This is a genomic window from Halorubrum tropicale (assembly GCF_001280455.1).
GTDB lineage: Archaea > Halobacteriota > Halobacteria > Halobacteriales > Haloferacaceae > Halorubrum > Halorubrum tropicale.
On record NZ_LIST01000006.1, the window covers coordinates 120,532 to 143,763 of the forward strand.

Here is a 23,232-nt window from a genome sequence, read left to right on the forward strand (position 1 = left end):
GGTTACTCCTGAAACGTCCACTCCCGCAGGGCCTGGCGGACGAAGTCGCCCTCGACCTCGCGGAAGTGATTGTCCGAGCCGTCGTGGTCGCCGAACTCCCAGTCGCGGACGACGACCACGGGGGTCCCGCCCGCGCCTTCGCCGGCGACGAGGTTGGCGGCCGCGGCGAGCTCGTCGACCACGTTCTGGACGGTGACGCCCATCTCGCGGCCGTCGCGGTCGCACTCGCCGCGCCAGTCGCGGCTGGCGGGCATCCCGGCCCACCCAATCGCGACCCCGCGCTGCCCGTGGCGGAACGGGCGCCCGCAGGTGTCGCTGACGACGACGCGGTCGGCCGCGAGCCTCCGGCGGATCCGCGCCGCGCTCTCGGAGGGGCGCTCCGGGAGAAGCAGCAGGTCGCCGTCGGGGACGTTCGACCGGTCGATGCCGGCGTTGACGCCGACGTGGCCGAAGCGCGTCGCGGTGAGGAGGAACGGCGCCTCCATCACGAGCTCCGTCGACTCCTCGATGACGGCCTGCGCGAACCGCGGGTCCTTCTCCTCGCCGGTGATCTCGGCGAGCCTGTCGGCCACCTCCCTCGCGCGCGGGCTCGCCGGGAAGTCGTCGAGCTCGAAGACGCGGCCCTCCGCCTTGGAGACGACCGTGCTGGCGACGACGACCACGTCGTCCTCGCGGAGGTCGACGCGCTCGCCGACCATGGCCGCCAGGTCGTCCCCCTCCCGGATCTCCGGGAGGTCCGGAACCGCGAACAGCTCCATGTGATCACCTTCGCGGCGACGTGGAAAAACCCCGCCGGTACCGGGCCGGTTTGACGGTATCCGCGGCGTGGTGTGTGAGGATCCCCGGTCACCAATGTCGACGTTCAGACAGAGAAGCAGGCGCTAATGACACGGTACCGCACGTAACGCGGTTTTGTTAAACGTATATTAGGTGATGACAGCGATAACGAGTCATTCAGCCGAACGGTTTTGTACCGTGACTGACGACCCTCGGCCGCGATGTGCGAATCAGCGACTGAAGCCGATCCGGCACCGATCGGTACGCGAACGCGTGTCCCGGCCGACAGCGAAGACGACGACCCGTTCGTGACGCGGACCCGCGCCCCGTGAGAGGCGGCGGGCCACGGTCTCGCTGACTTTTCGCCGCAGCCGTTCGCACCCGTCCGCACCTGTCCACACTCGTCCGCCCCCGTCCGCACGGCTTATACGCGACTCCGCCGAACCCGGGGTGTGGACCTCCACGTCCGGTACGAGGGCGACGACGACCCCGACAAGTGTACGGCCCGGAAGCTCTCGCGGTTCGACCTCGCCGAGCTCCACCGTTCGGACCGGGCCACGCCGTACGGGGTCGTGCTCAACCCCCACGCGGAGCGCGCGCTCTCGCCCGCGGACGCCGAGCGGGCCGCAGAGAGCGCGCTCGTCGCGCTCGACTGCTCGTGGGAGTCGGCCGGCGAGAAGATGTTCACCCTCCCCGGCGAGCACCGCGCGCTCCCGTACCTCGTCGCCGCGAACCCCGTGAACTTCGGGCGGCCGATGCGGCTCACGACGGTCGAGGCGTTCGCGGCCGCGCTCGCGATCCTCGGCGAGCGCGACCACGCGGAGCGCGTCCTCGCGAAGTTCACCTGGGGCGAGACGTTCCTCGAACTCAACGCCGAGCCGCTCCGGCGGTACGCCGACTGCGAGGACTCGGCCGCGGTCGTCGCGGTCCAGCAGGAGTACCTCGACCGGGGGTAGCGACCGCTCGCCTCGGAGCCGGCGGTTCCGATACCGGCACCGAACGGGGTCGCGACAAGCCTTTTGCGTGATTCGACCGTACCGATGAGCGATGGTTTCCACGGGCGACGACGCACCGACGTTCACCGCGACGGTCGGCACGAGCGACCACGAGCCGTTCGACCTCGACGAGCGGATCGGCGACGGGCCGGTCGTGCTCGCGTTCTTCCCCGGCGCGTTCACGCCGCCGTGTACGAACGAGATGATCGCGTTCCAGGAGCGCGCCGACGCCTTCGACGACGCGGGCGCGACCCTGTTCGGGATCAGCGCCGACTCGCCGTTCTCGCAGGGCGCGTTCCGCGAGGAGCACGGGATCGAGTTCGACCTCGTGAGCGACATGGCCGGCGACGCGATCCGAGCGTACGGGCTGGAGATCGACATCGAGGAGCTGGGTCTCCACGGTATCGCCAACCGCGCGGTGTTCGTGATCGACGACGAGGGGCAGATCGTCTACGACTGGGTCGCCGACGACCCGACGAACGAGCCCGACTACGAGGCGGTCCTCGACGCCGTCGAGAGCGGTTAATAAACGCTCCGTCGCGGAGCAGTCGATTCCGCTACCGTTCCCGCCTTCTATTTATCCGATGTCGAGGCACCCGCAGTGGTGCGTCCTTTTGAATCCACAGCCGCTTATTTTTAAATAGCCACTGCTGAACCGACGGGGAACATCCCCTAAGCCCCAGCCGCGAGGACGTCCCACACCGCAACCGCACCTCACGCCTCCCCAGCCTCGTCGGTCACCGTCGCTTCGCTCGGCGACCGACTCCAGCGAGAATCGGAGATTCTCTGGCAGCCGGCGCTACGCGCTGGCGACCTCGCGCACGCTCCTCGCGCCCTATCGGGCGCTCGGAGGCGCGCGCCGATGAGGGAACTTACCCTTCCGATCCCATCAAAGCCGAACGGTTTCGAAGAACGCCGATCAGTCGCCGACCACGCCGCCGATGGCGCCCGCGAGCGCCGAGTCGACGGCGAACAGGAACGTGAGGAACAGGCCGACGACCAGCACGCCGGCGCCACCGAGCAGGCTTCCGACCGGGCCGCCCACGAGGCCGACGAGGCCGCCGAACAGGGCGAGCAGCAGCGTGACCGCGACCCCGCTCACCGACCCCGCCAGCAGCCCGTGCCAGAAGCCGGAGAGCAGGCCGCCGCCGGCCAAGTACCCCGCGACGAAGCCGCCGACGAGGCCGGCGGCCGCGTGCCCCACCACGGGGGCGAACGTCGCGAGCAGCCCGGCGATCAGCATCACGACGAACCCGTAGCCCACGGCGCGCCAGTCGGTCATGCGACGGCGTAGCCTACCCGCAGGTAAATACTTCCTCGTCAAATTGTTACTTCCACACGTTTATTTAATAACTCTTGGTAACGGAGTCGGTTAGAATGGTAGCCGGATTAATAACGCTGTGAGCGGTAGCGGTCGGTAATGAGCGACTCGCGCGAAGCGGACGGTCCCGACGACGAGCCGGCCGACCGCCCCGCCGGTGCGGCGACGGACGAGCCCGACGAGGCGCGGCTCCGGCTCACGGTGCCGGACATGGACTGCTCGTCGTGCGCGGGGAAGGTCGAGGGCGCGCTCGACCGCGAGGGCGTGCTCTCGGTCGACACCCGTCCTACCACGGGCGTCGTCGTCCTCGCGTACGACCCCGACCTGACGGACGTCGAGGCGCTGACGGCCGCGGTCGAGGGCGCCGGCTACGCCGTCGCGGACGCGGAGTCGGACGGCGTCGCCGACGACCTGTTCACGAGCCCCCGAGCGATCGCGACCGCGGTCGGCGGAGCGTTCCTCGCGGTCGGCCTCGTCTTGGAGTGGCTGCTCCCCGGGCTCGACCCGACGTTCGCGACGGTCGGCGGCGTGGGGTTCCTCGGGCCGTGGGCGGTCACCGGCGCGTCCGTCGCGTACCTGCTGGCGGTCGCGGTCGCCGGCCCGCCGATCCTGCGGAACGGATTCTACTCGCTGCGCGGCCTGAGCCTCGACATCGACCTCCTGATGAGCGTCGGGGTCGTCGCCGCGCTGCTCGTCGACCTCCCGTTCGAGGCGGCGACGCTCGCGGTGCTGTTCTCGGTCGCCGAGCTGCTCGAACGCTACTCGATCGACCGGGCGCGCACCTCCCTCCGCGAGCTGATGGAGCTGTCGCCGGACGAGGCGGTCGTGATCCGCGACGGCGACGAGGAGACGGTCCCCGCCGAGCGCGTCGCGACGGGCGAGCGGCTCGCGGTGCGGCCGGGCGAGCGCGTCCCGCTCGACGGCGTCGTCCGCGAGGGCTCCGGCGCGGTCGACGAGTCGCCGATCACCGGCGAGTCCGTGCCCGCGGAGAAGGCGCCCGGCGACGAGGTGTACGCCGGCTCGATCAACGAGGCCGGCTACCTCGAGGTCGAGGCGACGGCGCCCGCGAGCGAGTCGACCATCGCGCGGGTCGTCGAGCTCGTGGAGGCCGCCAACGGCGAGGAGACGCGCGCCGAGCGGTTCGTCGACCGCTTCGCGGCCGTCTACACGCCGATCGTCGTGACCTTCGCGGTCGCGACTGCGGCGCTCGGTCCGGTCCTATTCGGCGGCGGCGCGGAGACGTGGTTCGTCCGCGGGCTCACCCTGCTCGTGGTCGCGTGCCCGTGCGCGTTCGTCATCTCGACGCCCGTCAGCGTCGTCTCCGGCGTGACCGCGGCCGCGCGCAACGGCGTCCTGATCAAGGGCGGCGAGCACCTGGAGGCCGCCGGCGACGTGGACGCCGTCGCGCTCGACAAGACCGGGACGCTCACGCGCGGGGAGCTGTCGGTGACCGACGTGGTGCCCCTCGGCGACCGCGGGGCCGACGACGTGCTGGCGTGCGCGACCGCCGTCGAGCGCCGGAGCGAACACCCGGTCGCGGCGGCGATCGTCGCGCGCGGCGAGGAGGCGGGCGCCGCGCCCGACGGCGAGGACGCGACCGCGGTCACCGGCTTCGAGGCGCTGACCGGCGAGGGCGTGCGCGCCGACCTCGACGGCGAGACCCACTACGCCGGCAAGCCCTCCCTGTTCGAGGAGCTCGGCTTCGACCTGAGCCACGCGCACGTCCGGCCCGACGGCGGAGTCGTCCGCGGACGCGACGCGGACGGCGACGCCCCCGACGGCGCGAGCGCGAGCGTCACCGAGCCCGAGTCCTGCGACCACGGCCAGTACCTCGACCTGGCGAGCGAGACGATCCCCCGGCTCCAGGCGGAGGGGAAGACCGTCGTCCTCGTCGGGACGGAGACGGAGCTGGAGGGGGTCATCGCGGTCGCCGACACCGTCCGCCCGGAGGCGGCGTGGGTCGTCGACCGGCTCCACGAGCTCGGGGTCGACCGCGTCGCGATGCTCACCGGCGACAACGACCGGACCGCGCGTGCCATCGGCGAGCGCGTCGGCGTCGACGAGGTCCGCGCGGAGCTGCTCCCGGACGAGAAGGTCGACGCGGTCCGCGAGCTCGCGGCCGATGCGGAGGGCGGCGCCGCGATGGTCGGCGACGGGATCAACGACGCGCCGGCGCTGGCGGCCGCGGACGTGGGGATCGCGATGGGCGCCGCCGGCACCGACACCGCCATCGAGACCGCCGACGTGGCGCTGATGGCCGACGACCTGACGCGGCTGCCGTACGTCGTCGACCTCTCCTCGCGCGCGAGCTCGACGATCCGGACGAACATCGGCGCCTCCCTCGCCGTGAAGGCGCTCCTAGCGGCCGGCGCCCCGCTCGGCTACGTGAGCGTCGCGATGGCGGTGGTCGTCGGCGACATGGGGATGAGCCTCGGCGTCACCGGCAACGCGCTCCGCCTCGGCAACGTCGAGCCCGCGGAGCCGCCGGCGGCGGACGCGCCCGCCGACGAGTCCGGCGCGTAGCGGAGCGCGCGCCGCCGGTCGGCGGGAGCCGGCGAGATCGGCCTCACGATTTTTATCGGCTCGACGGCAATTCGAGCGCATGCCCTCCGAGAGCGGACCCGCGACCGCGGCCGACGCGGTCGACGCCGTCGAGCCCTCCGAGTCCGTCGGGGACGCCGAGCGCGACGAGGCCGCCGGCCGCGACGACTCGGCCGCGACCGACGGCGCCGACGCGACCGGGGGTCTCGGGCGCGAGGCGATCGAGTGGGGACCGGTCCGGTACGACCGGCTGAGGTCGCTCGCGGCCGGCGCAACGGGCGGGATCGCCGGCGCCGTCCTCGTCGGGATCGGGGCCGTCGTCGCCGCCGTGCTCACCGGGATCGGCGAGTTCGCGCTGCCGAGCGTCGGCCTCGGCGAGGCCGCCGTCGGCGTCGGGTTCCTGTTCGCGCTCGTGGTCGCCACCGTCCCCTCGCTGTACGTCTGGTACCGCGAGACCGCGGTCAGCGAGCTGACCGTCTCCCGGCTGCGCGAGGCCGCGGGCGCGCTGCGCCCCGGCTGGACGCTCGCCGGGCTCGGCGCGGTCGCCGCGGCGGCGGTGGCGCTCCCGTCTGACCTCCTTCCGGCCTTCTGGCCGCTGTTCTGGCTCGTCTGGTTCGTGCCGGCCGTCATCCAGTCGTCAGGCAAGACGGTCCGGCTCGACCCGGCGGCGGCGACGGTCGAGCGGACGTACCCCAGCTACGACCGGACCCGGAGCGACGACCTCGGCTCGGTCGTGCGGACGCGGCGGGTCGACCTCCGGTCGACGACGCTGTTCCTGCTCGCGTACCGCGGGAACGCGTGGTTCCGGTCGACGCCGTGGCTGTTCGTCCCGACCGACCGCGCCGACGAGGTCGAGGCGGCGCTCGACGCGGTGCTGGCGGAGAGCGACGGCCCGGACCGCGCGAGCGTCCCGGAGCGGCTCACCCTCGCGGCCCTGGGATCGTTCTCGCTCGTCGTCGGGCTCCTGATGGCCGTCGCGGCCGGCGAGGGCGCGGGCGGCGTGGCGCTGGCGCTGCTCACGGCCCCGTTCTCCCTGCTGTTTCTCGCGCTGGCCGCGCGCCTGTGAGACGCTCCCGACACCGGACGTGACACCCCCTACCACGCGACTCATATACTCGCGGACCGTAGCACGGACATGGACAGACAGCGTCTGGAACGCGCGCTCGAAGACGAGTTCGGCGGGACCGAGGCGGAGCGGCGCGCCGTCTCGCGGGCGGCCCGCGACCTCGTCGACTCCGGGCGGCCCTCCGAGGACCGCGGTCACGGGCTGACCGTGCCGGGGGTGGTCGGGCACATGGAGGACGCCCCGGACGGCTCCTCGCTCGTCGAGCGCTGGAACTGGTGGATGGGCGCGCTCGACGCCGCATACGGCGGCTACGACTACTTCACGGTGCGGTTCGTCGAGGACGACGAGGCGACCGGCCTCCGTCGGTAGGGGGAGGCGGACCCCGGAGCCGCCGTGCCCGAATCGCCGGCCAGCGGTTCGGAGCGGTCCACTTTCACTTTCACTCCGGGGATGGCTCGGTTATAGGGTCGTTCCGGCCCGAGGGAGAGGTATGAGCGCAGTAACCGCCGACCGACCGCGGTACGCGACGCCGACGCGCGTGGACGTCACCGACTGTCGAACCGACCGGCTCCCGGACCGCGTCCGGGCGAACCGCGTCGACGGCAGCGAGGTCCACCTCGAACGCCGGGGCGGGCGGACGTTCCTCGTCACGCGGCCGACCGAGTGACAGTCGCTTTCGGGCGGCATTGACATCCTCCCCGCGCTAAAGCGCGAGGATTCCTCCGTTGGGGATTCGGCTATCGACCCACGGAGGCAACTTGCGGGTTTGTGCGCACTTCTTTGGGACTTTCGTGAGGGTGTGGTTGCCCCGACCAGTCGTGGTCGTCCCACTCGAATCGCACGGGCCGTGCCATCGGCCTGACTTCCGTATCGCTGTTTTCTCGAAGGAACGTCTCTGACGCTGTGAGGTCGACGTGTCCCTCGAAGCCACACGAACACGTCAACGTATCTCCGTGGCGAACCGTCTCCTCGTGGTCGTCACACTCAGGACACGTCTGACTCGTCCACGCTTCCGACTCGGCTTCAACACTAATGCCGTACTCCTCACAGACGCACGCGAGGCGGTGAATGAACTTCTTGAACGCCCAGAAGTTGTGCGTCTTCTCGTTCACCCTGACCGACCAGTGCGTTTCCAGTACGTCGGTCAAGTCGCCCACGTACACCGTCGCCACGCCCTCGTCGTACAGCTGTTCAACGAGGTCGCGCACCAGCGCGTTCTGTGCGTGATCACGGCGTTTCGTCCGCTGTCGGTACAGCCGTCGAATGCGCTTCGAGGAGGAGCGATCCTCATGCAGATTCGACTGGAGGCGGGCGATTTCGTTTGTTGTCTCGCGGAACCGCCCGAACAACTCACGACCGTCGTAGAGGTACTGGTTCCCAGTGGTCGTGGAACAGGCGACGAGATTGTTCGCGCCAACGTCAAGGGCGGCTTCGTGAGAAGCCAGTGGTGAATCCAGTCGAGAATCAGGGACGGTGACTGGTTGAAAAGCCCTGAACGTGTCGCTCACCTCGTCGTATTCGAGTTCCAGACGGCCCTGTTCGCCGTCCCAATTCGGGTTGCCCCGGACTTCGAGGCGGAGCCGTTCATGGTAGCCGAGTCCGTATTCGTCTTTCAGTTCTTGCCCAACAGGGATTTCGAGACGGCTACGCTTCCCCCACTGAATCGTGTACTGGTCGTTTCGGATGTAGGTACGGAGTTCGCGTCCGTCCTCTCCATTGCCCCAGTACGACGGTGGGTTGGCGTCCTCACCGTTCTCTTTGAGGGCGAAGAACGACCGCCACGCTTCGCTGTTCTTGCGCGTGACCTGTTGAACGGTCGCGCTTCCGACGACACCGTTGTACTGTCCACGGTACTCGGATGTGTCCCACACGTCGCCGTCACCGAAGTAGTTCTGACGACGTGCGTAGGTCAATTCGTTCCACAGAGAGGCGGACGCATCGAGGAGCCGTCGAAGGCACTCTTCGTCGTTCTCGGTTTGTGGAACCACTTCGAAGGTGTTGACGCGCTTCATTTGTCGCCACCCTCCTGTTCAGCGATATACTGTTCGACAGCGCCCTTCGAGGCGCTCCCCGCGGTACCGACGTAGTACGAACGAGTCCACTTCACGCGGTCGTCGTATCTCTGGTTGTACTTGCGGGCAGAGATCCCCTTGATCCAGTTGACGATGAGTGACGGGGCGTTCTTGGGTGGACTCCCGATGAACAGGTGTACGTGGTCGGGCATGACTTCGGACTCGGCCAGTTCGAGGCCCTTGTCCTCACAGATTTCCGTGAAGATGGCTTCGAGACGTTCCCTCGTCTTCCCCGTCAGGTACGAACGCCGGTATTTCGGCACGAACACTATGTGATAGTAGAGTTCGTATTTCGCGTGACGGGTACTCTTCACCATCTACACATACTATCACAGTCGGACGGATTAAAGACTGCGTTAGAACCCCGTCTATGCCATCGACGGCGATTGAATACTGTTGGTCGGCTTCATCCCCGCCCTGAAGGGCGAGGCTTTCGCCTCGTATTTCGGTAAAGAAGAACTCAGCGCCCGCTCCCGTCAGTCGTCGGCGGGGAGTTCCGTGCGGGGCAGTTCGCCGTCCCCGAGCCGGCCGTCGAGACCGACGCCGAGCGTCTCGTTCGTCCGCGCGACCGACTCGGCCGCGTCGACGTCGGTCGCGAGCGCGCGGACCGCGTCCACGTTCTCGGGGACCACGTCGGCCTCTTGATGGACGTTCTGGAACAGGTAGAGGTCCCGGCCGGTGACGCTTATCGACTCCTCCCAGACGCAGTTCTCCCAGAGGTCGCCGCGGGGCCGGCCCGCGTCGGCGGCGTAGTCTTTCAGCGCTCCGGCCCCGTCGATGCCGGCGGCCTCGGGGATGAGGAAGATCCGGCTCTCGCCGGCGAGCAGGTCGCGGACGGCCGCCGGGTCCGGCTCGGTCGCCAGCGTGACGTTGACGCTGTGGGTGTGCATCGCGGTGACCGGCGCCTTCAGCGCCGCGGTGTCGACGGCCACGTCGGGGAGGATCTCGTTCACGTCGGGGCCGTGGTGGGAGGGGACCGTCGCCGGGTCGGGGACGATGTCGTTTATCGGGCCGCGGTCGGTCTCGTTCGGGTCGCCGCCGCGGCGCACGAGCGTGACGCGCGCCTTCTCGACGCCGAAGGTCTCGTCGAGCGGCGCGAGCAGCCGCGAGAGCGCGGTCGTGTTACAGGAGACGACACGGACGGAGTCGGCGCCGCGGGCGGCCTCGAAGCGGCCGCGGGCGTTGAACGAGGCGTCGGCGACGGCCGCGTCCTCGCCGCCCTGAAAGACCGCCGGCGTGTCGTGGGCCTCGTAGACCGGCGCGTTGCGCTCGCCGACGCCGGAGGGGGCGCAGTCGACGATCACGTCGACGGCGTCGAGCAGGTCGCCGAGGGTCCCCGCCAGGTCGACGCCGGCGGCCGCGAACCGGTCGGTGCGGTCCTCGACCGCCGCGTAGAGGTCGTATCCGCGGCGGGACGCGGTCTCGACGCCGTAGTCCGGCGACGCCTTGGTCACGCCGACCAGCTCCATGTCGGCCTGGGCCGCGACGGCGTCCGCGACCCGCTTGCCGATCGTGCCGTAGCCGTTGACGCCCACGCGTATCATGTGCGTCCCTCGCTCGGGGACCGGTATAATCTTTTCGAGGTTCGCAAATTGAAATTAACTACCCCACGAGTAATCGATCGGTTAATTCGACGCCGATCGGCACCGGACGTAAATAATTCAATTACGGAATAGAGTAAAATCACCGATGACAAGGCCTAACGCCCGGGCGGACGGAGACGCGGGCATGGCTGCCGACCTCTCCGACGCCGCGGCGACCGCGGTCGAACAGTGTCTGAACGTCGCCTCCGACGAGTCCGTCGTCGTCGTCACCGACGACGAGCGCGAGCCGATCGGCGAGGCGCTCTACGCGGCCGCGAGCGCCGTCACCGACGACGCGACGGTCCTCCGGTACCCGCCCGCGGACCAGCACGGGACGGAGCCGCCGGCGCCGGTCGCGGCCGCGATGCGGGAGGCCGACGTCTTCCTCGCGCCGACGACGAAGAGCCTGAGTCACACCCGCGCCCGCGGCGCCGCCTGCGAAGCCGGCGCGCGCGGCGCGACGCTCCCGGGGATCACCGAAGACGTGTTCACGACCGGGCTCGACGCCGACTACGCCGCCATCGACGCCGCCTGCGACGACGTGCTTGACCGGGTGGCCGACGCCGACGAAGTCCGCGTCACCGCGCCCGCCGGCACGGACATCACGTTCGGTATCGGCGGCCGCGAGTGGCTCGCCGACACGGGCATGGTCCGCGAGCCGGGCGACTTCTCGAACCTCCCCGCCGGCGAGGTGTTCGTCGCGCCCGAGACAGCGACCGGCACGTTCGTCGTCGACGGGACGATGATGCCCCACGGCCTGCTCGACGAGGGGCAGACGCTCGCGTTCGAGGTCGAGGACGGGTTCGTCACCGACATCGACGACGACGCGATCCGCGCCGACGTGGAGTCGGCGGCCGAGGACATCGGCGACGCGGCGTACAACCTCGCGGAGCTGGGGATCGGCACGAACGGCGGCGTCGAGGCGCTCGTCGGCTCGGTCCTCTTAGACGAGAAGGCGGGCGGCACCGTCCACATCGCGATCGGTGACAATGCCGGGATCGGCGGCGAGATCGACGCGCCGCTCCACCTCGACGGGATCATCCGGGACCCGACCGTCTACGCCGACGGCGAGCCGATCGACCTGCCGAGCACGTAAAACGGCCTCAGGCGGGAATCTAACTAGTTGGTTATAAATAACCGAGGCGGTGGCGCGTGCCGACGAGCGCCCGCAGGGCGCGAGTCGCACGCGCGAGGGAGTTCGGTGGTTCGGAGCGAAGCGGAGAACCGCCGACGAGGCTGGGGAGGCGTGAGGTGCGGGGCTGTGTGGGGCGGGACTCGAAGGGGCGGTCGCGAGGCGGGCGCAGGCGACGGAAGCACCGCAGCGAGCGAACGGAGTGAGCAAGCGAGGAGCGCACCGAGCGTGCGCCCGCCTCGCGACCGGGGCTTCGGCGGTCTTCATCGCGCCAGCGGCAGCGGAGGAGCAACCGAACGGTTCCGCATATCGCTCGTCTTATTCCACGACCGCGAGCGCGACCCCTTCCACGTCTCGGACGCCGACCACCTGGTGCCGCCAGCCGTCGCCGGCGTCGACGCAGAGCGTGCCCGCCGCCGTGACCGCGACCGAGAGGCCGGGGCCGTAGCCGAGCGCGACGACCGCCTCGTCCACCGGGAGCTCGGCGGTCTCCCACGCCTCGTCGCCCCACTCGCCGCCCGCGTCGGCGTGAACCAGCAGGTCGCCGTCGACGACCGCCGTGGCGTGGCCGTCGCCGTCGGCCGCGACCGCGTCCGCAGACCCCTCCCGCACCGTCATCCAGCCGTTGCCGAGCCAGTACAGTCCCGCGCCGGTCGCGGCGAGCGGCATCCCGGCGCCGGCCACGTCGCGGGCGTCGTCGAGTCCGACGTCGGTGAGCCCGCCGTCGGCGACGCGGAACACCCCCTCCGCGCCCGCGACGAGCGCCCCGTCGACGGCGCGCGGCGCCAAGACGGTTCCGAGCCGCGCCGTCGCGGCGACCGCCGTCCCGCCCGCCTCGAACGCGACGCGCTCGACCGCGCCGCTCTCGCGGGCGACGAGGAGCGCGCCGTCGCGCGCTCCCGTCGCGTCGCCGCGCCCGCTCGCCGCGCCGACCGCGACCGCCGCGTCGTCGTCGACCGATTCGAACTCCGGATCGTCGTCGACCGCCGCGACCGAGAGCCCGTCGGGCGTCGCCGCGGCGACGAGGTCGGCGGCGCCGTCGCCGCGCGCGAGGACGGCCACGTCGCGGGCCGGGTCGCGCGCGACCATGTCGAACGCGCCGACCTTGTCGGCCGACAGCGAGACGCGGACGATCCCGGACCCCGTCGCGACGTAGGCGTCGGTGCGGCCGGCGCTGCCCGCGTACACGCGCTTTTCGTCGATCGAGATGTCGTCCTCGGCGGGAGCCATCGGCCCCCCGTTCTCCGCGGCGGGACATAAGCCCCGCGCGCCGCTGCTCTTGCTCCGCGCGCCGGCGCGCTCGCTCCCCGCGTCGACGCCGGGTCGGCGTTCCGACGCGGCGGGAACGAGCGCGCGTTCCGACGCCCATTTGAGCGCCCCTCGCGTACGTCGGTCCGTGCAGTCAGTCGCCGCCGACCTCTCGGTCCTGCTCGCGGAGGTGGTCCCACGGCTGGCGCGGATCACGGCGTTCATCGCGGGCGGCGTCTTCGCCGCCAACGTCGCCGTCGCGTTCGGGCTGGTCCGGTACGTCGCCGGGGTCGCGGGGTGGCTCACCCGGCCCGCGAACCTCCCGGACGAGGTCGGCACGGCGATCCTCACGACCGCCGCGTCGACGACCGCGGGCTACGCGACGCTCGCGGAGTACCGCGAGGCGGGCCTGCTCGACGACCGGGCGACGCTCGTCGCCGTGGTGATGAACACGTTCTTCGGGTTCGTCCAGCACGTGTTCACCTACTACGTGCCGGTGTTGATCCCGATCCTGGGCGTCACCACGGGGGCCGTCTACGTCGGCGCGCGCGCCGGCATCGCGCTGCTGATCTCGGTCACGGGCGTCGTCGCGGGCGGGCTCCTCCTCTCGGAGTCGAACGTCGACCGGTCCGCGCTCGGCGAGGTCGACGCGACCGGCCCCGAGGCGGACGACCGGGACGGCCGCGAGCGCGTCCGCGACGCCGCCGAGAAGTCGTGGGGGACGCTCCGCCGGATCGTCCCGCGGCTCGCGGTCGTCTACACGCTCGTCATCTGGATCGTCACCACCTACGACGTACGGGCGCTGACGAGCGTCGCCGAGCCGATCACGGGCGTGCTGGGGCTGCCGGGCGCCGCGGTCCCGGTCATCGCGGTGTTCACGCTCGACACGACCGCGGGCGCGGCGACGCTCGCCGGGACCGAGGCCGGCGTCTTCACCACCCGCACCGCGGTCGCGTCGCTGCTCATCGGGAGCATCCTCTCGTTCGCCGTCTCGACCTTCCGGCGCTCGATCCCCTTCCAGTACGGGATCTGGGGCCCCTCGTTCGGCACGAAGGTGATCGTCGTCAACACCGCCCTCAAGCTCGTCTTCATCTCGGCGACGGTCGCGCTGCTGCTCGCGCCGGTGTGGTGAGGGCGCGGTGAGAGCGTCGTCGCGGGCGGACTCGACGAGGTGCGGACCGCGGCGACCGACCGCGCGCGACGGCGGCGGTCGGATCAGTAGGTTCAACACCGGCCCGGATCGATCGGCGCACATGGCGCTCGAAAAGGACGTGGACTGTCCCGCGTGCGGCGAGACTCGCTCGTTCTACCGGACCGCGGCGATGACGCTCCACCTCGGCGAGAAGACGAAGTGGCGGTGTCCCGACTGCGGCTACGGCTACGTCGAGATCGACGGTATCGACACGCTCGCGGCCTGAGGCGACGCTCGTTTTCCGTCGGCCGCGGCGACGCCGCAACACTCAGTACCCCGGCGGCTGTGCCGGATCGCATGAACCGGACACGGCGGCGGTCGACGGAGGCGAGACCGCGTGGTCGGTGAGGCGCGAGAGCCCGAGGGCGACGCGGGGCCGCTCGACGGGCTCACCGTGTTGGACCTCTCGCGCGTCCTCGTCGGCCCGTTCTGTACGATGCAGCTCGGCGACCTCGGCGCGGAGGTCATCAAGGTCGAGCGGCCGGGCCCGGGCGACCAGACCCGGACGTGGGTCCCCCCGGCGTTCAGCGAGGGGGACGGCGAGAGCGACGAGGGCGCGGAGAGCGCCTACTACGTCAGCGTCAACCGAAACAAGCGGTCGATCCAGCTGGACCTGACGACCGAGGCGGGCCGGGCGGTCGTCCGCGACCTCGCGCGCGAGGCCGACGTGCTCGTCGAGAACTTCCGCGTCGGCAAGACCGCCGAGTGGGGCCTCGACTACGGCGACCTCGTCGAGGAGAACCCGGGGCTCGTCTACTGCGGCATCTCCGGGTACGGCGAGTGGGGGCCGGACCGCGACAAGCCCGCCTACGACATCATGATGCAGGCGCGGGGCGGGTTCATGTCGTTCACTGGCGTCGAGGGCGGCCCGCCGGTCCGGATCGGGGTCGCGCTCGCCGACGTGGGCGCCGGGATGTACGCGACGCAGGCGATCCTCGCTGCGCTGCTCGAACGCGAGCTCGGCGACGGCCGCGGACAGAAGATCGACGTGAGCCTGCTCGACGGGCAGGCCGCCTGGACCAGCTACATGGCGACGAACTACTTCGCCAGCGGCGATCCGCCGGGACGCATGGGGAGCAAGCACCCGAACATCGTCCCCTACCGGGCGTACGAGACGGCGGACGGCTACGTCGTCGTCGCCTGCTCGTCGGACCGGTTCTGGCCGCCGCTGTGCGAGGCGATCGACCGCCCCGACCTGCTCGCCGACGAGCGCTACGAGGAGAACGAGGGGCGCGTCCGGAACCGCGACGAGCTGGAACGCGAGTTAGAGGAGACGTTCGCGGCGATGACGACCGACGAAGCGGTCGAGCGGCTGGAAGCGCACGACGTGCCCGCGAGCCGCGTCCGCGACGTGGGCGAGGTGTTCGACGACCCGCAGATCGAGGCGCGCGGGATGCTCGCCGAGGCGGAGCACCCGACCGCGGGCACGGTGCGGTTCCCCGGGTCGCCGATGCACTTCTCGCGGACGCCGACGACGGTCCGCCGCCACCCGCCGGCGCTCGGCGAACACACGGAGTCGGTGCTGCGCGAGTACGGCTACGGCGAGGGCGACATCGACGAGCTCCGCGATCTCGGCGCGATCGCGGACGAGGAGTGAGCGGCGCGCGCCGGGGGCTCAGAGGATCCCGGCCTGCTCGGCGCGCGCGACGATACCGCGGGCCATCTTGTCGGTCGCCTCGTCGACCATCTCGCCGTCGACCGAGACGGCGCCTTTCCCCTGTTCCTTCGCCTCGGCGTAGGCGTCGACGATCCGGCGCGCCTTCTCGGCCTCCTCGGGAGAGGGCGCGAACGTCTCGTTCGCGGGCTCGATCTGGCTCGGGTGGATCGCCCACTTGCCGTCACAGCCCAGCTGGCTCGCCCAGCGGCAGGAGTCGCGGAACCCCTCCGCGTCCTCGATCTCGGCGTACGGCCCGTCGATCACCTGGAGCCCCTGCGCCTTCGCCGCGTGGGCGATGCGCGCGAGCTGGTAGTGCCAGTAGTGGCCGGGGTAGCCGCCGCCGGAGCCGATCGTGAGGCCGGCGGCGCCGACGTTGGCGGTGTAGTCGCCGGGACCGAACACGAGCGACTCCAGGCGGTCGCTGGCGCGGGCGATGTCCGCGACCTTCGTCATCGCCTCCGGGGACTCGATCTGCGCCTGGAGCCCGATCTCGCCGACGGGGAGGTCGTTGTTCGCCTCGACCTGCGTCAGGAGGTTGTCGACGGTGGCGACCGTCTCCGGGTTGTTCGCCATCGGCACCATGATCGTGTCGAGGTACTCGCCGGCCCGGCCGACGACCTCGATCACGTCGTCGTAGAACCAGCGGGTGTCGACGCCGTTCATCCGGTAACAGGGCCGGGTGTCGGACCAGTCGTACTCGATCAGGCCCTCGATGACGTTCTCGCGGGCGTCGACCTTCGCCGCGGGCGCGACGGAGTCCTCCAGGTCGAGGAACGCCTCGTCGGCGCCGGAGTCGGGCGCCCGCTCGATCATCTTCGGGTCGGAGCCGGGGGTGGCGAGCTGGCTCCGCCGGAGCGTCACGTCGTCCGGTCCGCCCATCAGTCGTCGCCCTCCGAGGCCGTGATCGGGTCGCTCTCCTCTTCGGTGAAGCCGGCCGACTCCTCCTGGCGCCGCCGGGCCTCGGGGTCGAACTCGGCCTCGACCTCCTGGTACCGCGGGACGAAGGAGAGCTCGTGGTGGCTCTCCGTCTCGTGGCCGATGTACCGCTCTTCGAGGTCGAACTGCGCCGCCTCGTCGTTCTCGGCGATGTTCGCGAAGTCCTCGTATGCGGCGTGCGCACCGGAGTGGAGTCCGTACAGCGTGATGAAGATGTACTGGTAGCCCAGGTCGCCCAGCTCCTCGAAGGTGAGCGGATCCTCCTGGGCGCCCCACTCGAACGACGAGGAGTAGTTGAAGGCGAGATCGAGGTCCGGGTGGGTCTCGTGGATCGTCTCGGCGTACTCGACCGCGTCCTCGCGGGACGGGTCGGGCATCTCGGGCCAGACGAGGTCGACGCCGGCGTCGGCGTAGATCCGGCCGCGTTCGAGGTGCTCCTCCCAGTCGCCGTTGGCGGAGCCGTACGCGTCGGTGCGGGCGATGATGACGGTGTCCTCGCTCTGCTTGGCGTCGACCGCGGCCTCGAAGCGCGAACGGGCCTGCTCGCGGGAGACGATCTGCTTGCCGGCGATGTGGCCGCAGCGCTTCGGCGAGGTCTGGTCCTCGATGTGGACGGCGGCGACGCCGGCCTTCTCGTACTCGCGGACCGCGCGGCGGACGTTGTGGACGCCGCCGTAGCCGGTGTCGCAGTCGGCGATGACGGGGAGGTTCGTCGCCTCGACCATGCGCTTTGCGTTCTCGACCATCTCGCTCATCGTGACCATCTCCAGGTCGGGGAAGCCGAACTGGCCGAGGACGGTCGAGTAGCCGCTCATGTAGGCCGCGTCGAGCCCAGCCATCTCCGCGAGGCGGGCGTCGAGGGCGTGGTAGATCCCGGGCGCGAACGTGTACTCCTGCTCGTCGAACAGCTCGCGGAGTCGGCGGCCGGCCGGGTTGTCGATATCTCTGGTGAAGACGTCGTCGTCGAGTTCGTTGGGATTCATCGGGTTACTGCGTGGAGTCGTCGGCTGCGGTGCGGTTCGTCGTCGCCCGTCGCTCGCCGGCGCGGCGGCCGTCGGTCGGGCGTCGGTCGGCGGCGGCGCGTCGGTCGCCGCGGCCCTCGCCGTCGCGGCGAGCGCTCGGCGCGAACGTCGTGGGATCGGGTCGGGGGCCGTCGCCGGTCCCGGTCATCGGGACGGCGCGGCGGAACGAGCCCTCGGCGGGCGATCCGGTCGAGGGGTCGCGGGAGCGACGCGCGGCGTTCGCCGTCATCGCGACCCCCCGTCCGTCCGCGTCCGCGAGGCGGGACGCAGGTCGGGAACGAGCGGCGCGTCGCGCTCGTCGTCGGTCGGCGGGCGGGTCGGCCGGCGGGCCTCGGTCGCCGGGGGCGAGCCGGGAGACCGCGTCTCGGTGGCTCGTCGGGTCGTGATCGTCGGGACCAGCGGCGCGCCGGCCTCCTCGGTGAGCGGGGTGCGACCGGGGATCGTCCGGGGAGAAGGTGTCGTCGTACTCGACTCCGTCCGGCGGTCGGTACGGGTCGTCGAGTCCGCGTCGGTCGTGCTGTCGGTGCGTCGGGTCGTGTCGTCGGGCGTGTCGTTAGGCGTCGTCATCGGGTCGTGTGGGCGGTTGGGGCGGTCGTCTGGTGATCGACTCGGTGCGTCGGGTCGCTGCGTGTCCGCGTACGGATACTGCCATTGCGACTGGAACGACTCAACAGGGCATAATAAACATAATGATTGATAATGATAATATTCGTTATGTTGTTTTACCCGATTAAATGTTCCATGACAACACGGACCACAGACGCGGCGAACGGCCCGACCGCACGCCCCCCCGCCGTCGGCGCTGAGCGGCGGTCGGCGATCCCGCCGCCCGGACCGATCGCTTATTGCCCTCGCCGCGCCGAGCGTCGGTAGTGAACGAACGCGACGCCCTCCGGGCCCTCGCGGCCGACCTCCCGCACGCGGGCGACGACGCCGCCGTCGTCGACGGAACGGTCATCACGACGGACATGCTCCACGAGCGGACCGACTTCCCGCCCGGGACGACGCGGTACACCGCCGGCTGGCGCGCCGTCGGCGCGTCGCTGTCGGACGTGGCCGCGACCGGCGCGGCCGCGCGCGCTGCTGTCGCCGTCTACGCCGACGAGGCGTTCGACCGGGACGAGCTCAATTCGTTCGTCGCCGGCGCGGTCGACGTCTGCGAGGCGGTCGACGCCGAGTACGTCGGCGGCGACCTCGACGAGCACGTCGAGTTCACGACCGCGACCACCGCGGTCGGGGACGTGACTGCGGCCGGCCCCGTCACCAGAGGCGGGGCGCGGCCCGGCGACGCGCTCTGCGTCACCGGCGAGTGGGGCCGGTCCGCGGCGGCGCTTCGGTTATTTAAGAGGGGAGATGAGGAGGCCGTCGAGCGCGCCAACGAGCTGTTCCGGTTCGCGCCGCGCGTGGCCGACGGGCTGGCGCTGGCGGACTCCGCGACCGCGATGATGGACTCCTCGGACGGGCTGGCGCGCTCGTGTCACCAGCTCGCGGAGGCGAGCGAGGTCGGGATCGAGATCGAGCGGGACGCGGTGCCGGTCCATCCCGCCGTCGAAGAGGTGGCCGGGGGGTCGGCGGAGCGGTTCGAACTCGCCGCGCACTTCGGCGAGGACTTCGAACTGCTGTGTGCGGTGCCGGACGAGGATTTCGAGATGGCCGCGGAGGCGTGTCCGGCCGGCCTGACGCGGATCGGACGTGTGGTCGAAGAGCCCGAGGAGGCGCCGCGGGTCACGGTCGACGGCGATCCGCTACCCGACCGCGGCTTCACGCACGCCGAGGAGTAAGACACCGAGGTGCCGGCTGCTTTCCTATAAGAAACCGGCTGCCGACTGACGGCGAACGTCTTCGAAGCTCCGTCCGCGTGCCGCGCCTTCGATTCCCGCCGCGCACCGCACCGCGACCACACCTCACGCCTCCCCAGCCTCGTCGCTCGCTGCTCGCGGTTCCACCGCTCGCAATCGAGGTGCTCGCTTCGCTCGCACCGCTCGCGACACCCTCGCGGGCTGGCTCGCGGCCGCCGGGGGCGGCCGCTCGCAGGCGCGCCGCGGCGGAAAATCCGTCTCGCGGGTCGTCTACCGGATGAACTCGATCGCGGCGCCCTGCCCGAAGCCGACGCAGAGCGTCGCGAGGCCGCGCTCGGCGTCGCGCTTCTGCATCTCGTGGAGCAGCGTGACGGGGAGGCGCGCGCCCGAGGCGCCGAGCGGGTGGCCGATAGCGATGGCGCCGCCGTTGACGTTGTACTTGTCCTTGTCGACGCCGAGCTCGCGCCGCGAGTACTCGCACTGCGAGGCGAACGCCTCGTTGAGTTCGACCAGGTCGTAGTCGTCGATGTCCGTGCCGGCGCGTTCGAGCAGGCCGCGGGTGGCGGGGACCGGGCCGATCCCCATCACCGTAGGGTCGACGCCGGCGACCGCGTTGGTGCCGACCTCGGCGAGCACGTCGAGCCCGTGCTCCTCGGCGAAGGCCCTGCTCGTGACGACCGTGAGCGACGCGCCGTCGGAGATCTGCGAGGAGTTCCCGGCGGTGACGCTGCCGTCGCCGGTGAACGCGGGCGGCAGGTCGGCGAGCTTCTCGGCGGTGGTGTCCGGGCGGATCCCCTCGTCCTCCTCGACGAGCCCGTCCTCGGTCTCGACGGGGACGATCTCGTCGTCGAAGCGGCCGGACTCGGTCGCCTCGGCGGCGCGCTGGTGGCTGCGGGCCGCGTACTCGTCTTGCGCCTCGCGGCTCACGTCGTACTCCTCGGCGACCTTCTCGGCGGTCATCCCCATCTGGAGCTGGAAGAGGTTGTACCGCTCCGAGAGCTCGGGGTGGAGGTGCTGGTAGGAATCGCCGTCCATCGGGACGCGGCTCATGTTCTCGACGCCGCCGGCGATGATGCAGTCGCGGTTGCCCGCGGCGATCGCGTCCGACGCCGAGATGACCGCCTGCATCGAGGAGGCGCACCAGCGGTTGATCGTGGTGGCGGGCACCGACTCGCCCAGCTCCGAGAGGAGGGCGATGACGCGCGCGACGTTGTTGTCCTGCTCGGTCCGCTGCTGCGCGACGCCCCACATCAGGTCGTCGACGTGGTCGCTGGTCAGCCCGGTCTCGTCGAGCGCGTGGTCGATCAGCGTCGTCGAGAGGTCCTCGCTGCGGACGTCCTCGTAGACGCCGCCGTCTTTCCCCTGCGGCGTTCGGTAGGCGGCCGCGATCACCGGCGTGGTCTCGTCTGTCATGAAAGATAGCAGGACAGACGCCGTATTAAAACGCCGTGGAACGGGCGGGAATCGCTCCGAAGTTTATCGTTTATTCGCGAGCAGGCTCTCGCCGGTCATCTCCGCGGGTTGGTCGCGGTCCATCAGGTCGAGGAGCGTCGGCGCGATGTCGCAGAGCGAGCCGTCCTCGCGGACTCTGCGTCCCCCGTCGTCGCCGTCGGGCGTCAGGTAGACGAACGGGACCGGGCTGTACGTGTGCGCGGTGTGCGGGTCGTCGGCCGTGCCCATGTCGTCGGCGTTGCCGTGGTCGGCGGTGACGACCGCGTGCGCGCCGGCGTCGTCGACGGCGTCGAGCAGCCGGTCGAGCTGTTCGTCGACGGCCTCGACGGCCTCGACCGCCGCGTCGAAGTCGCCGGTGTGGCCCACCATGTCCGGGTTCGCGTAGTTGAGGACGAGCAGGTCGGGGTCCTCCGAGGCGATGGTCTCGACGGCCTCGTCGGTCACCTCGGGGGCGGACATCTCGGGCTGACGGTCGTAGGTGGGCACGTCCGGGCTCTCGACGATGGTGCGGATCTCGCCGGGGAACTCCACCTCGCGGCCGCCGTTGAGGAAGTAGGTGACGTGGGGATACTTCTCCGACTCCGCGATGCGCAGCTGGGTGCCGCCCGCGTCGGCGACGACCTCGCCGATGGTGTTCTCGGGGATCTGCGGCGGGAACGCGACCGGGAACTCGAACGTCTCGTCGTACTCGGTCATCGTCGTCATGCGGACGTCGGGCTGATCGAGGTCGAACTCCCACGCCGGCCGGGTGCCGGTGAGCATCCGGACCAGCTGCCGCGCGCGGTCCGCGCGGAAATTGAAGAAGATCACCGCGTCCCCGTCTTCGAGGGCGGGCTCGCCGGCGACCAGCGTCGGCTCGACGAACTCGTCCGTCTCGCCGCGGGCGTGGGCCTCCTTCGCGGCCGCGACGGCGCTCTCGGCCTCGTGGGGCGCCGCGCGGGAGACGATGGCGTCGTACGCCTTCCTCGTGCGCTCCCAGTTCTCGTCGCGGTCCATCGCGTGGTACCGCCCCGTCACGGTCGCGACGTGGCCGGTCCCGCGCTCGTCCGCCTTCGCGGTCACGTCGGCGAGGAACCCGTCGGCGATCTCCGGGGCCGTGTCGCGCCCGTCGGTGAACGCGTGGCTCGTCGCCGGCACGCCCGCGTCGGCGGCGGCGTCGATCAGCGCGAGCAGGTGCTCCACGTCGGAGTGGACGCCGCCGTCGGAGACCAGTCCCATGAAGTGGACCCGGCCGCCGGTCGAGTCGGCGTGATCGAGCGCGTCCGCGATCGCGTCGTTGTCCGAGAGCGACCCCTCGGCGAGCGCGTCCGTGATCCGCGTGTACGCCTGCTTCACCACTCGCCCGGCGCCGATGTTGAGGTGGCCCACTTCCGAGTTGCCCATCTGTCCCTCGGGGAGCCCCACGCGGCGCCCGTGGACGACGAGGCGGCCGTCCGCCCCGCGCTCCGTCGCCGCGTCGAACGTCGGCGTGTCGGCCGCCTTCACCGCGTCGCGGCGGTCGTGGTCGCCGAGCCCCCAGCCGTCGAGGATAACGAGTGCCGTCTCCATACTCCCGCGTGCCGCCCGCGGGGTAACTACCCTTCGGTGGGCGGCGTCTCGCCGCGCTCCCGGCGGGGCCGCTCCCTCGGTCGATCCGCGCCCGGCGCGCCCGTCACCGGAAGTCAACCTTTTATCCGCCCGACGCTAACCACACGTTAATGGACTCCGCGGTACTGCTCGATCTCCTCGGTAACGAGAACCGCCGGCGCATCCTCCGGCTTCTCGCCACCAAGCCCTGCTACGTCACGGAGATCTCGGAGTACTTGGACGTGAGCCCGAAGGCGGTGATCGACCACCTGCGGAAGCTGGAGGAGGCCGGCGTCGTCGAGTCGACCACGGACGACCAGCGGCGGAAGTACTTCCGGATCGCGCGCAGCCTCCGCCTGGAGGTGAGCGTCTCGCCGTACGGCTTCGGCGCGAAGAGCGCGTACCCGGCGAAGAACAGCCTCGACATGTCCGGGCGCTGTCCCCACCTCTCGATCGAGGCGCCGGACGGGTCCGGCTCGACCAGCGACCTCGCGGAGCTCGCGGAGGAGTTCGCGCGCCTCCAGGACCTCGACCGCGAGCTCTCGCTCGCCCAGCGGTGGGTCCAGGGACGCGTGGAGGACGCCCTCGCCGAGATCGACGAGCGGCTCGGCGGGCAGGCCGACAGCCGCTTCTTCGCGGCCGTCATCGCCGCGGTCGTCGAGACCGACGGCACCCCCGCGGCGGTGGCCGACGAGGTCGGCGCACGGGAGTCGACGGTCGAGAGCGCCCTCCGACGGCTCTCCGACGTGGGGGTCATCGCCCGCGACGCAGACGGGTACCGAGTGCGCTGACGGTCGGCCGTCCCCCGAACCTCGGCTGCCGCCGCGTCGTGCTCGCCATTTGTCGTCCGAGCCATCGCGTCGCGCTGGCCAT

General features: G+C 70.9%; 24 protein-coding genes. 12 read left to right on the top strand and 12 right to left on the bottom strand.

The window, feature by feature from the left end:
- Positions 1-2 precede the first annotated feature (2 nt).
- Positions 3-758, bottom strand: a complete 756-nt coding sequence (locus AMR74_RS14025; RefSeq protein ID WP_053772678.1) for a coenzyme F420-0:L-glutamate ligase — start codon at positions 756-758, stop codon at positions 3-5.
- 471 nt (positions 759-1,229) lie between these two features.
- On the opposite strand from AMR74_RS14025, the gene AMR74_RS14030 reads away from it, so the two are divergent.
- Complete coding sequence (locus tag AMR74_RS14030) at positions 1,230-1,733, top strand: DUF367 family protein (protein WP_053772679.1); 504 nt, start codon at positions 1,230-1,232, stop codon at positions 1,731-1,733.
- A 91-nt stretch (positions 1,734-1,824) separates the two neighbouring features.
- A complete protein-coding gene (locus AMR74_RS14035) occupies positions 1,825-2,298 on the top strand; it encodes a redoxin domain-containing protein (protein ID WP_053772680.1) in 474 nt (157 codons plus the stop codon).
- 393 nt (positions 2,299-2,691) lie between these two features.
- Here the strand turns inward: AMR74_RS14035 and AMR74_RS14040 are convergent, their stop codons facing one another.
- Positions 2,692-3,054 carry a DUF5518 domain-containing protein gene (locus AMR74_RS14040; RefSeq protein ID WP_053772681.1) on the bottom strand — a complete coding sequence of 121 codons (363 nt, stop codon included), beginning with the start codon at positions 3,052-3,054 and terminating at the stop codon, positions 2,692-2,694.
- Positions 3,055-3,192: 138 nt separating this feature from the next.
- Between AMR74_RS14040 and AMR74_RS14045 the strand changes: the two genes are divergently transcribed.
- The 4 genes from AMR74_RS14045 to AMR74_RS19220 all read left to right on the top strand — a co-directional run bounded on the left by AMR74_RS14045 (position 3,193) and on the right by AMR74_RS19220 (position 7,367).
- Positions 3,193-5,616 (top strand): heavy metal translocating P-type ATPase, encoded by a 2,424-nt coding sequence (locus tag AMR74_RS14045; RefSeq protein ID WP_053772682.1) that lies wholly within the window; start codon positions 3,193-3,195, stop codon positions 5,614-5,616.
- Positions 5,617-5,695: 79 nt separating this feature from the next.
- Positions 5,696-6,700 (top strand): hypothetical protein, encoded by a 1,005-nt coding sequence (locus tag AMR74_RS14050; protein WP_053772683.1) that lies wholly within the window; start codon positions 5,696-5,698, stop codon positions 6,698-6,700.
- A gap of 69 nt (positions 6,701-6,769) precedes the next feature.
- The gene (locus AMR74_RS14055) at positions 6,770-7,069 is read left to right on the top strand and encodes a hypothetical protein (RefSeq protein ID WP_053772684.1); all 300 of its coding nucleotides are present in this window, start codon (positions 6,770-6,772) and stop codon (positions 7,067-7,069) included.
- 121 nt (positions 7,070-7,190) lie between these two features.
- Positions 7,191-7,367, top strand: a complete 177-nt coding sequence (locus AMR74_RS19220) for a hypothetical protein (protein WP_006112147.1) — start codon at positions 7,191-7,193, stop codon at positions 7,365-7,367.
- 70 nt (positions 7,368-7,437) lie between these two features.
- On the opposite strand, the gene AMR74_RS14060 is transcribed toward AMR74_RS19220, so the two are convergent.
- The 3 genes from AMR74_RS14060 to AMR74_RS14070 form a co-directional block, all read right to left on the bottom strand.
- Positions 7,438-8,712: an RNA-guided endonuclease InsQ/TnpB family protein gene (locus tag AMR74_RS14060; protein WP_053772685.1), complete on the bottom strand. Its 1,275-nt coding sequence runs from the start codon at positions 8,710-8,712 to the stop codon at positions 7,438-7,440.
- Complete coding sequence (gene tnpA, locus AMR74_RS14065) at positions 8,709-9,089, bottom strand: IS200/IS605 family transposase (RefSeq protein ID WP_053772686.1); 381 nt, start codon at positions 9,087-9,089, stop codon at positions 8,709-8,711. Before tnpA ends, AMR74_RS14060 begins: the two co-directional genes overlap by 4 nt.
- Positions 9,090-9,248: 159 nt before the next feature.
- Positions 9,249-10,316, bottom strand: a complete 1,068-nt coding sequence (locus AMR74_RS14070; protein ID WP_053772687.1) for a type II glyceraldehyde-3-phosphate dehydrogenase — start codon at positions 10,314-10,316, stop codon at positions 9,249-9,251.
- Between the two features lie 184 nt (positions 10,317-10,500).
- Between AMR74_RS14070 and AMR74_RS14075 the strand changes: the two genes are divergently transcribed.
- Positions 10,501-11,451, top strand: a complete 951-nt coding sequence (locus tag AMR74_RS14075) for an aminopeptidase (protein ID WP_053772688.1) — start codon at positions 10,501-10,503, stop codon at positions 11,449-11,451.
- 354 nt (positions 11,452-11,805) lie between these two features.
- On the opposite strand, the gene AMR74_RS14080 is transcribed toward AMR74_RS14075, so the two are convergent.
- Positions 11,806-12,717 carry an HVO_0234 family beta-propeller protein gene (locus AMR74_RS14080; protein WP_053772689.1) on the bottom strand — a complete coding sequence of 304 codons (912 nt, stop codon included), beginning with the start codon at positions 12,715-12,717 and terminating at the stop codon, positions 11,806-11,808.
- A 166-nt stretch (positions 12,718-12,883) separates the two neighbouring features.
- Here AMR74_RS14080 and AMR74_RS14085 point away from each other — a divergent pair, with 166 nt between their 5' ends.
- The 3 genes from AMR74_RS14085 to AMR74_RS14090 all read left to right on the top strand — a co-directional run bounded on the left by AMR74_RS14085 (position 12,884) and on the right by AMR74_RS14090 (position 15,524).
- Positions 12,884-13,867: a nucleoside recognition protein gene (locus AMR74_RS14085; protein ID WP_053772690.1), complete on the top strand. Its 984-nt coding sequence runs from the start codon at positions 12,884-12,886 to the stop codon at positions 13,865-13,867.
- A 121-nt stretch (positions 13,868-13,988) separates the two neighbouring features.
- On the top strand, positions 13,989-14,153 hold the full coding sequence (locus tag AMR74_RS19225) for a DUF7838 family putative zinc beta-ribbon protein (protein ID WP_167551924.1): 165 nt from the start codon (positions 13,989-13,991) through the stop codon (positions 14,151-14,153).
- 111 nt (positions 14,154-14,264) lie between these two features.
- Positions 14,265-15,524: a CaiB/BaiF CoA transferase family protein gene (locus AMR74_RS14090; RefSeq protein WP_053772691.1), complete on the top strand. Its 1,260-nt coding sequence runs from the start codon at positions 14,265-14,267 to the stop codon at positions 15,522-15,524.
- A gap of 18 nt (positions 15,525-15,542) precedes the next feature.
- On the opposite strand, the gene AMR74_RS14095 is transcribed toward AMR74_RS14090, so the two are convergent.
- Genes AMR74_RS14095 through AMR74_RS14110 form a run of 4 tightly spaced genes read right to left on the bottom strand, consistent with a single transcriptional unit; the run spans position 15,543 to position 18,109 of the window.
- A complete protein-coding gene (locus tag AMR74_RS14095; protein ID WP_053772692.1) occupies positions 15,543-16,463 on the bottom strand; it encodes an HpcH/HpaI aldolase/citrate lyase family protein in 921 nt (306 codons plus the stop codon).
- Positions 16,463-17,503: an isocitrate lyase gene (gene aceA / locus AMR74_RS14100; protein ID WP_053772693.1), complete on the bottom strand. Its 1,041-nt coding sequence runs from the start codon at positions 17,501-17,503 to the stop codon at positions 16,463-16,465. Before aceA ends, AMR74_RS14095 begins: the two co-directional genes overlap by 1 nt.
- Positions 17,504-17,507: 4 nt before the next feature.
- The gene (locus AMR74_RS14105; RefSeq protein ID WP_199241371.1) at positions 17,508-17,771 is read right to left on the bottom strand and encodes a hypothetical protein; all 264 of its coding nucleotides are present in this window, start codon (positions 17,769-17,771) and stop codon (positions 17,508-17,510) included.
- Positions 17,768-18,109 carry a hypothetical protein gene (locus tag AMR74_RS14110; RefSeq protein ID WP_053772694.1) on the bottom strand — a complete coding sequence of 114 codons (342 nt, stop codon included), beginning with the start codon at positions 18,107-18,109 and terminating at the stop codon, positions 17,768-17,770. Before AMR74_RS14110 ends, AMR74_RS14105 begins: the two co-directional genes overlap by 4 nt.
- Positions 18,110-18,414: 305 nt before the next feature.
- On the opposite strand from AMR74_RS14110, the gene thiL reads away from it, so the two are divergent.
- Complete coding sequence (gene thiL, locus AMR74_RS14115) at positions 18,415-19,323, top strand: thiamine-phosphate kinase (protein ID WP_053772695.1); 909 nt, start codon at positions 18,415-18,417, stop codon at positions 19,321-19,323.
- Positions 19,324-19,611: 288 nt separating this feature from the next.
- Here thiL and AMR74_RS14120 read toward each other — a convergent pair whose 3' ends face one another.
- Positions 19,612-20,754 carry a thiolase family protein gene (locus tag AMR74_RS14120; RefSeq protein ID WP_053772696.1) on the bottom strand — a complete coding sequence of 381 codons (1,143 nt, stop codon included), beginning with the start codon at positions 20,752-20,754 and terminating at the stop codon, positions 19,612-19,614.
- A gap of 63 nt (positions 20,755-20,817) precedes the next feature.
- Positions 20,818-22,341 (bottom strand): 2,3-bisphosphoglycerate-independent phosphoglycerate mutase, encoded by a 1,524-nt coding sequence (gene gpmI / locus AMR74_RS14125; protein ID WP_053772697.1) that lies wholly within the window; start codon positions 22,339-22,341, stop codon positions 20,818-20,820.
- Positions 22,342-22,490: 149 nt separating this feature from the next.
- On the opposite strand from gpmI, the gene AMR74_RS14130 reads away from it, so the two are divergent.
- Complete coding sequence (locus AMR74_RS14130) at positions 22,491-23,150, top strand: ArsR/SmtB family transcription factor (RefSeq protein ID WP_053772698.1); 660 nt, start codon at positions 22,491-22,493, stop codon at positions 23,148-23,150.
- Positions 23,151-23,232: the final 82 nt, after the last annotated feature.

Excerpts from the sequence above, each read along its gene's own strand:
- AMR74_RS14025 (WP_053772678.1), bottom strand. The coding sequence starts at position 758 with ATGGAGCTGTTCGCGGTTCCGGACCTCCCGGAGATCCGGGAGGGGGAC.
- AMR74_RS14035 (WP_053772680.1), top strand. The coding sequence starts at position 1,825 with ATGGTTTCCACGGGCGACGACGCACCGACGTTCACCGCGACGGTCGGC.
- AMR74_RS14040 (WP_053772681.1), bottom strand. The coding sequence starts at position 3,054 with ATGACCGACTGGCGCGCCGTGGGCTACGGGTTCGTCGTGATGCTGATC.
- AMR74_RS14045 (WP_053772682.1), top strand. The coding sequence starts at position 3,193 with ATGAGCGACTCGCGCGAAGCGGACGGTCCCGACGACGAGCCGGCCGAC.
- AMR74_RS14050 (WP_053772683.1), top strand. The coding sequence starts at position 5,696 with ATGCCCTCCGAGAGCGGACCCGCGACCGCGGCCGACGCGGTCGACGCC.
- AMR74_RS14055 (WP_053772684.1), top strand. The coding sequence starts at position 6,770 with ATGGACAGACAGCGTCTGGAACGCGCGCTCGAAGACGAGTTCGGCGGG.
- AMR74_RS19220 (WP_006112147.1), top strand. The coding sequence starts at position 7,191 with ATGAGCGCAGTAACCGCCGACCGACCGCGGTACGCGACGCCGACGCGC.
- AMR74_RS14060 (WP_053772685.1), bottom strand. The coding sequence starts at position 8,712 with ATGAAGCGCGTCAACACCTTCGAAGTGGTTCCACAAACCGAGAACGAC.
- tnpA (WP_053772686.1), bottom strand. The coding sequence starts at position 9,089 with ATGGTGAAGAGTACCCGTCACGCGAAATACGAACTCTACTATCACATA.
- AMR74_RS14070 (WP_053772687.1), bottom strand. The coding sequence starts at position 10,316 with ATGATACGCGTGGGCGTCAACGGCTACGGCACGATCGGCAAGCGGGTC.
- AMR74_RS14075 (WP_053772688.1), top strand. The coding sequence starts at position 10,501 with ATGGCTGCCGACCTCTCCGACGCCGCGGCGACCGCGGTCGAACAGTGT.
- AMR74_RS14080 (WP_053772689.1), bottom strand. The coding sequence starts at position 12,717 with ATGGCTCCCGCCGAGGACGACATCTCGATCGACGAAAAGCGCGTGTAC.
- AMR74_RS19225 (WP_167551924.1), top strand. The coding sequence starts at position 13,989 with ATGGCGCTCGAAAAGGACGTGGACTGTCCCGCGTGCGGCGAGACTCGC.
- AMR74_RS14095 (WP_053772692.1), bottom strand. The coding sequence starts at position 16,463 with ATGGGCGGACCGGACGACGTGACGCTCCGGCGGAGCCAGCTCGCCACC.
- aceA (WP_053772693.1), bottom strand. The coding sequence starts at position 17,503 with ATGAATCCCAACGAACTCGACGACGACGTCTTCACCAGAGATATCGAC.
- AMR74_RS14105 (WP_199241371.1), bottom strand. The coding sequence starts at position 17,771 with ATGACGGCGAACGCCGCGCGTCGCTCCCGCGACCCCTCGACCGGATCG.
- AMR74_RS14110 (WP_053772694.1), bottom strand. The coding sequence starts at position 18,109 with ATGACGACGCCTAACGACACGCCCGACGACACGACCCGACGCACCGAC.
- AMR74_RS14120 (WP_053772696.1), bottom strand. The coding sequence starts at position 20,754 with ATGACAGACGAGACCACGCCGGTGATCGCGGCCGCCTACCGAACGCCG.
- gpmI (WP_053772697.1), bottom strand. The coding sequence starts at position 22,341 with ATGGAGACGGCACTCGTTATCCTCGACGGCTGGGGGCTCGGCGACCAC.
- AMR74_RS14130 (WP_053772698.1), top strand. The coding sequence starts at position 22,491 with ATGGACTCCGCGGTACTGCTCGATCTCCTCGGTAACGAGAACCGCCGG.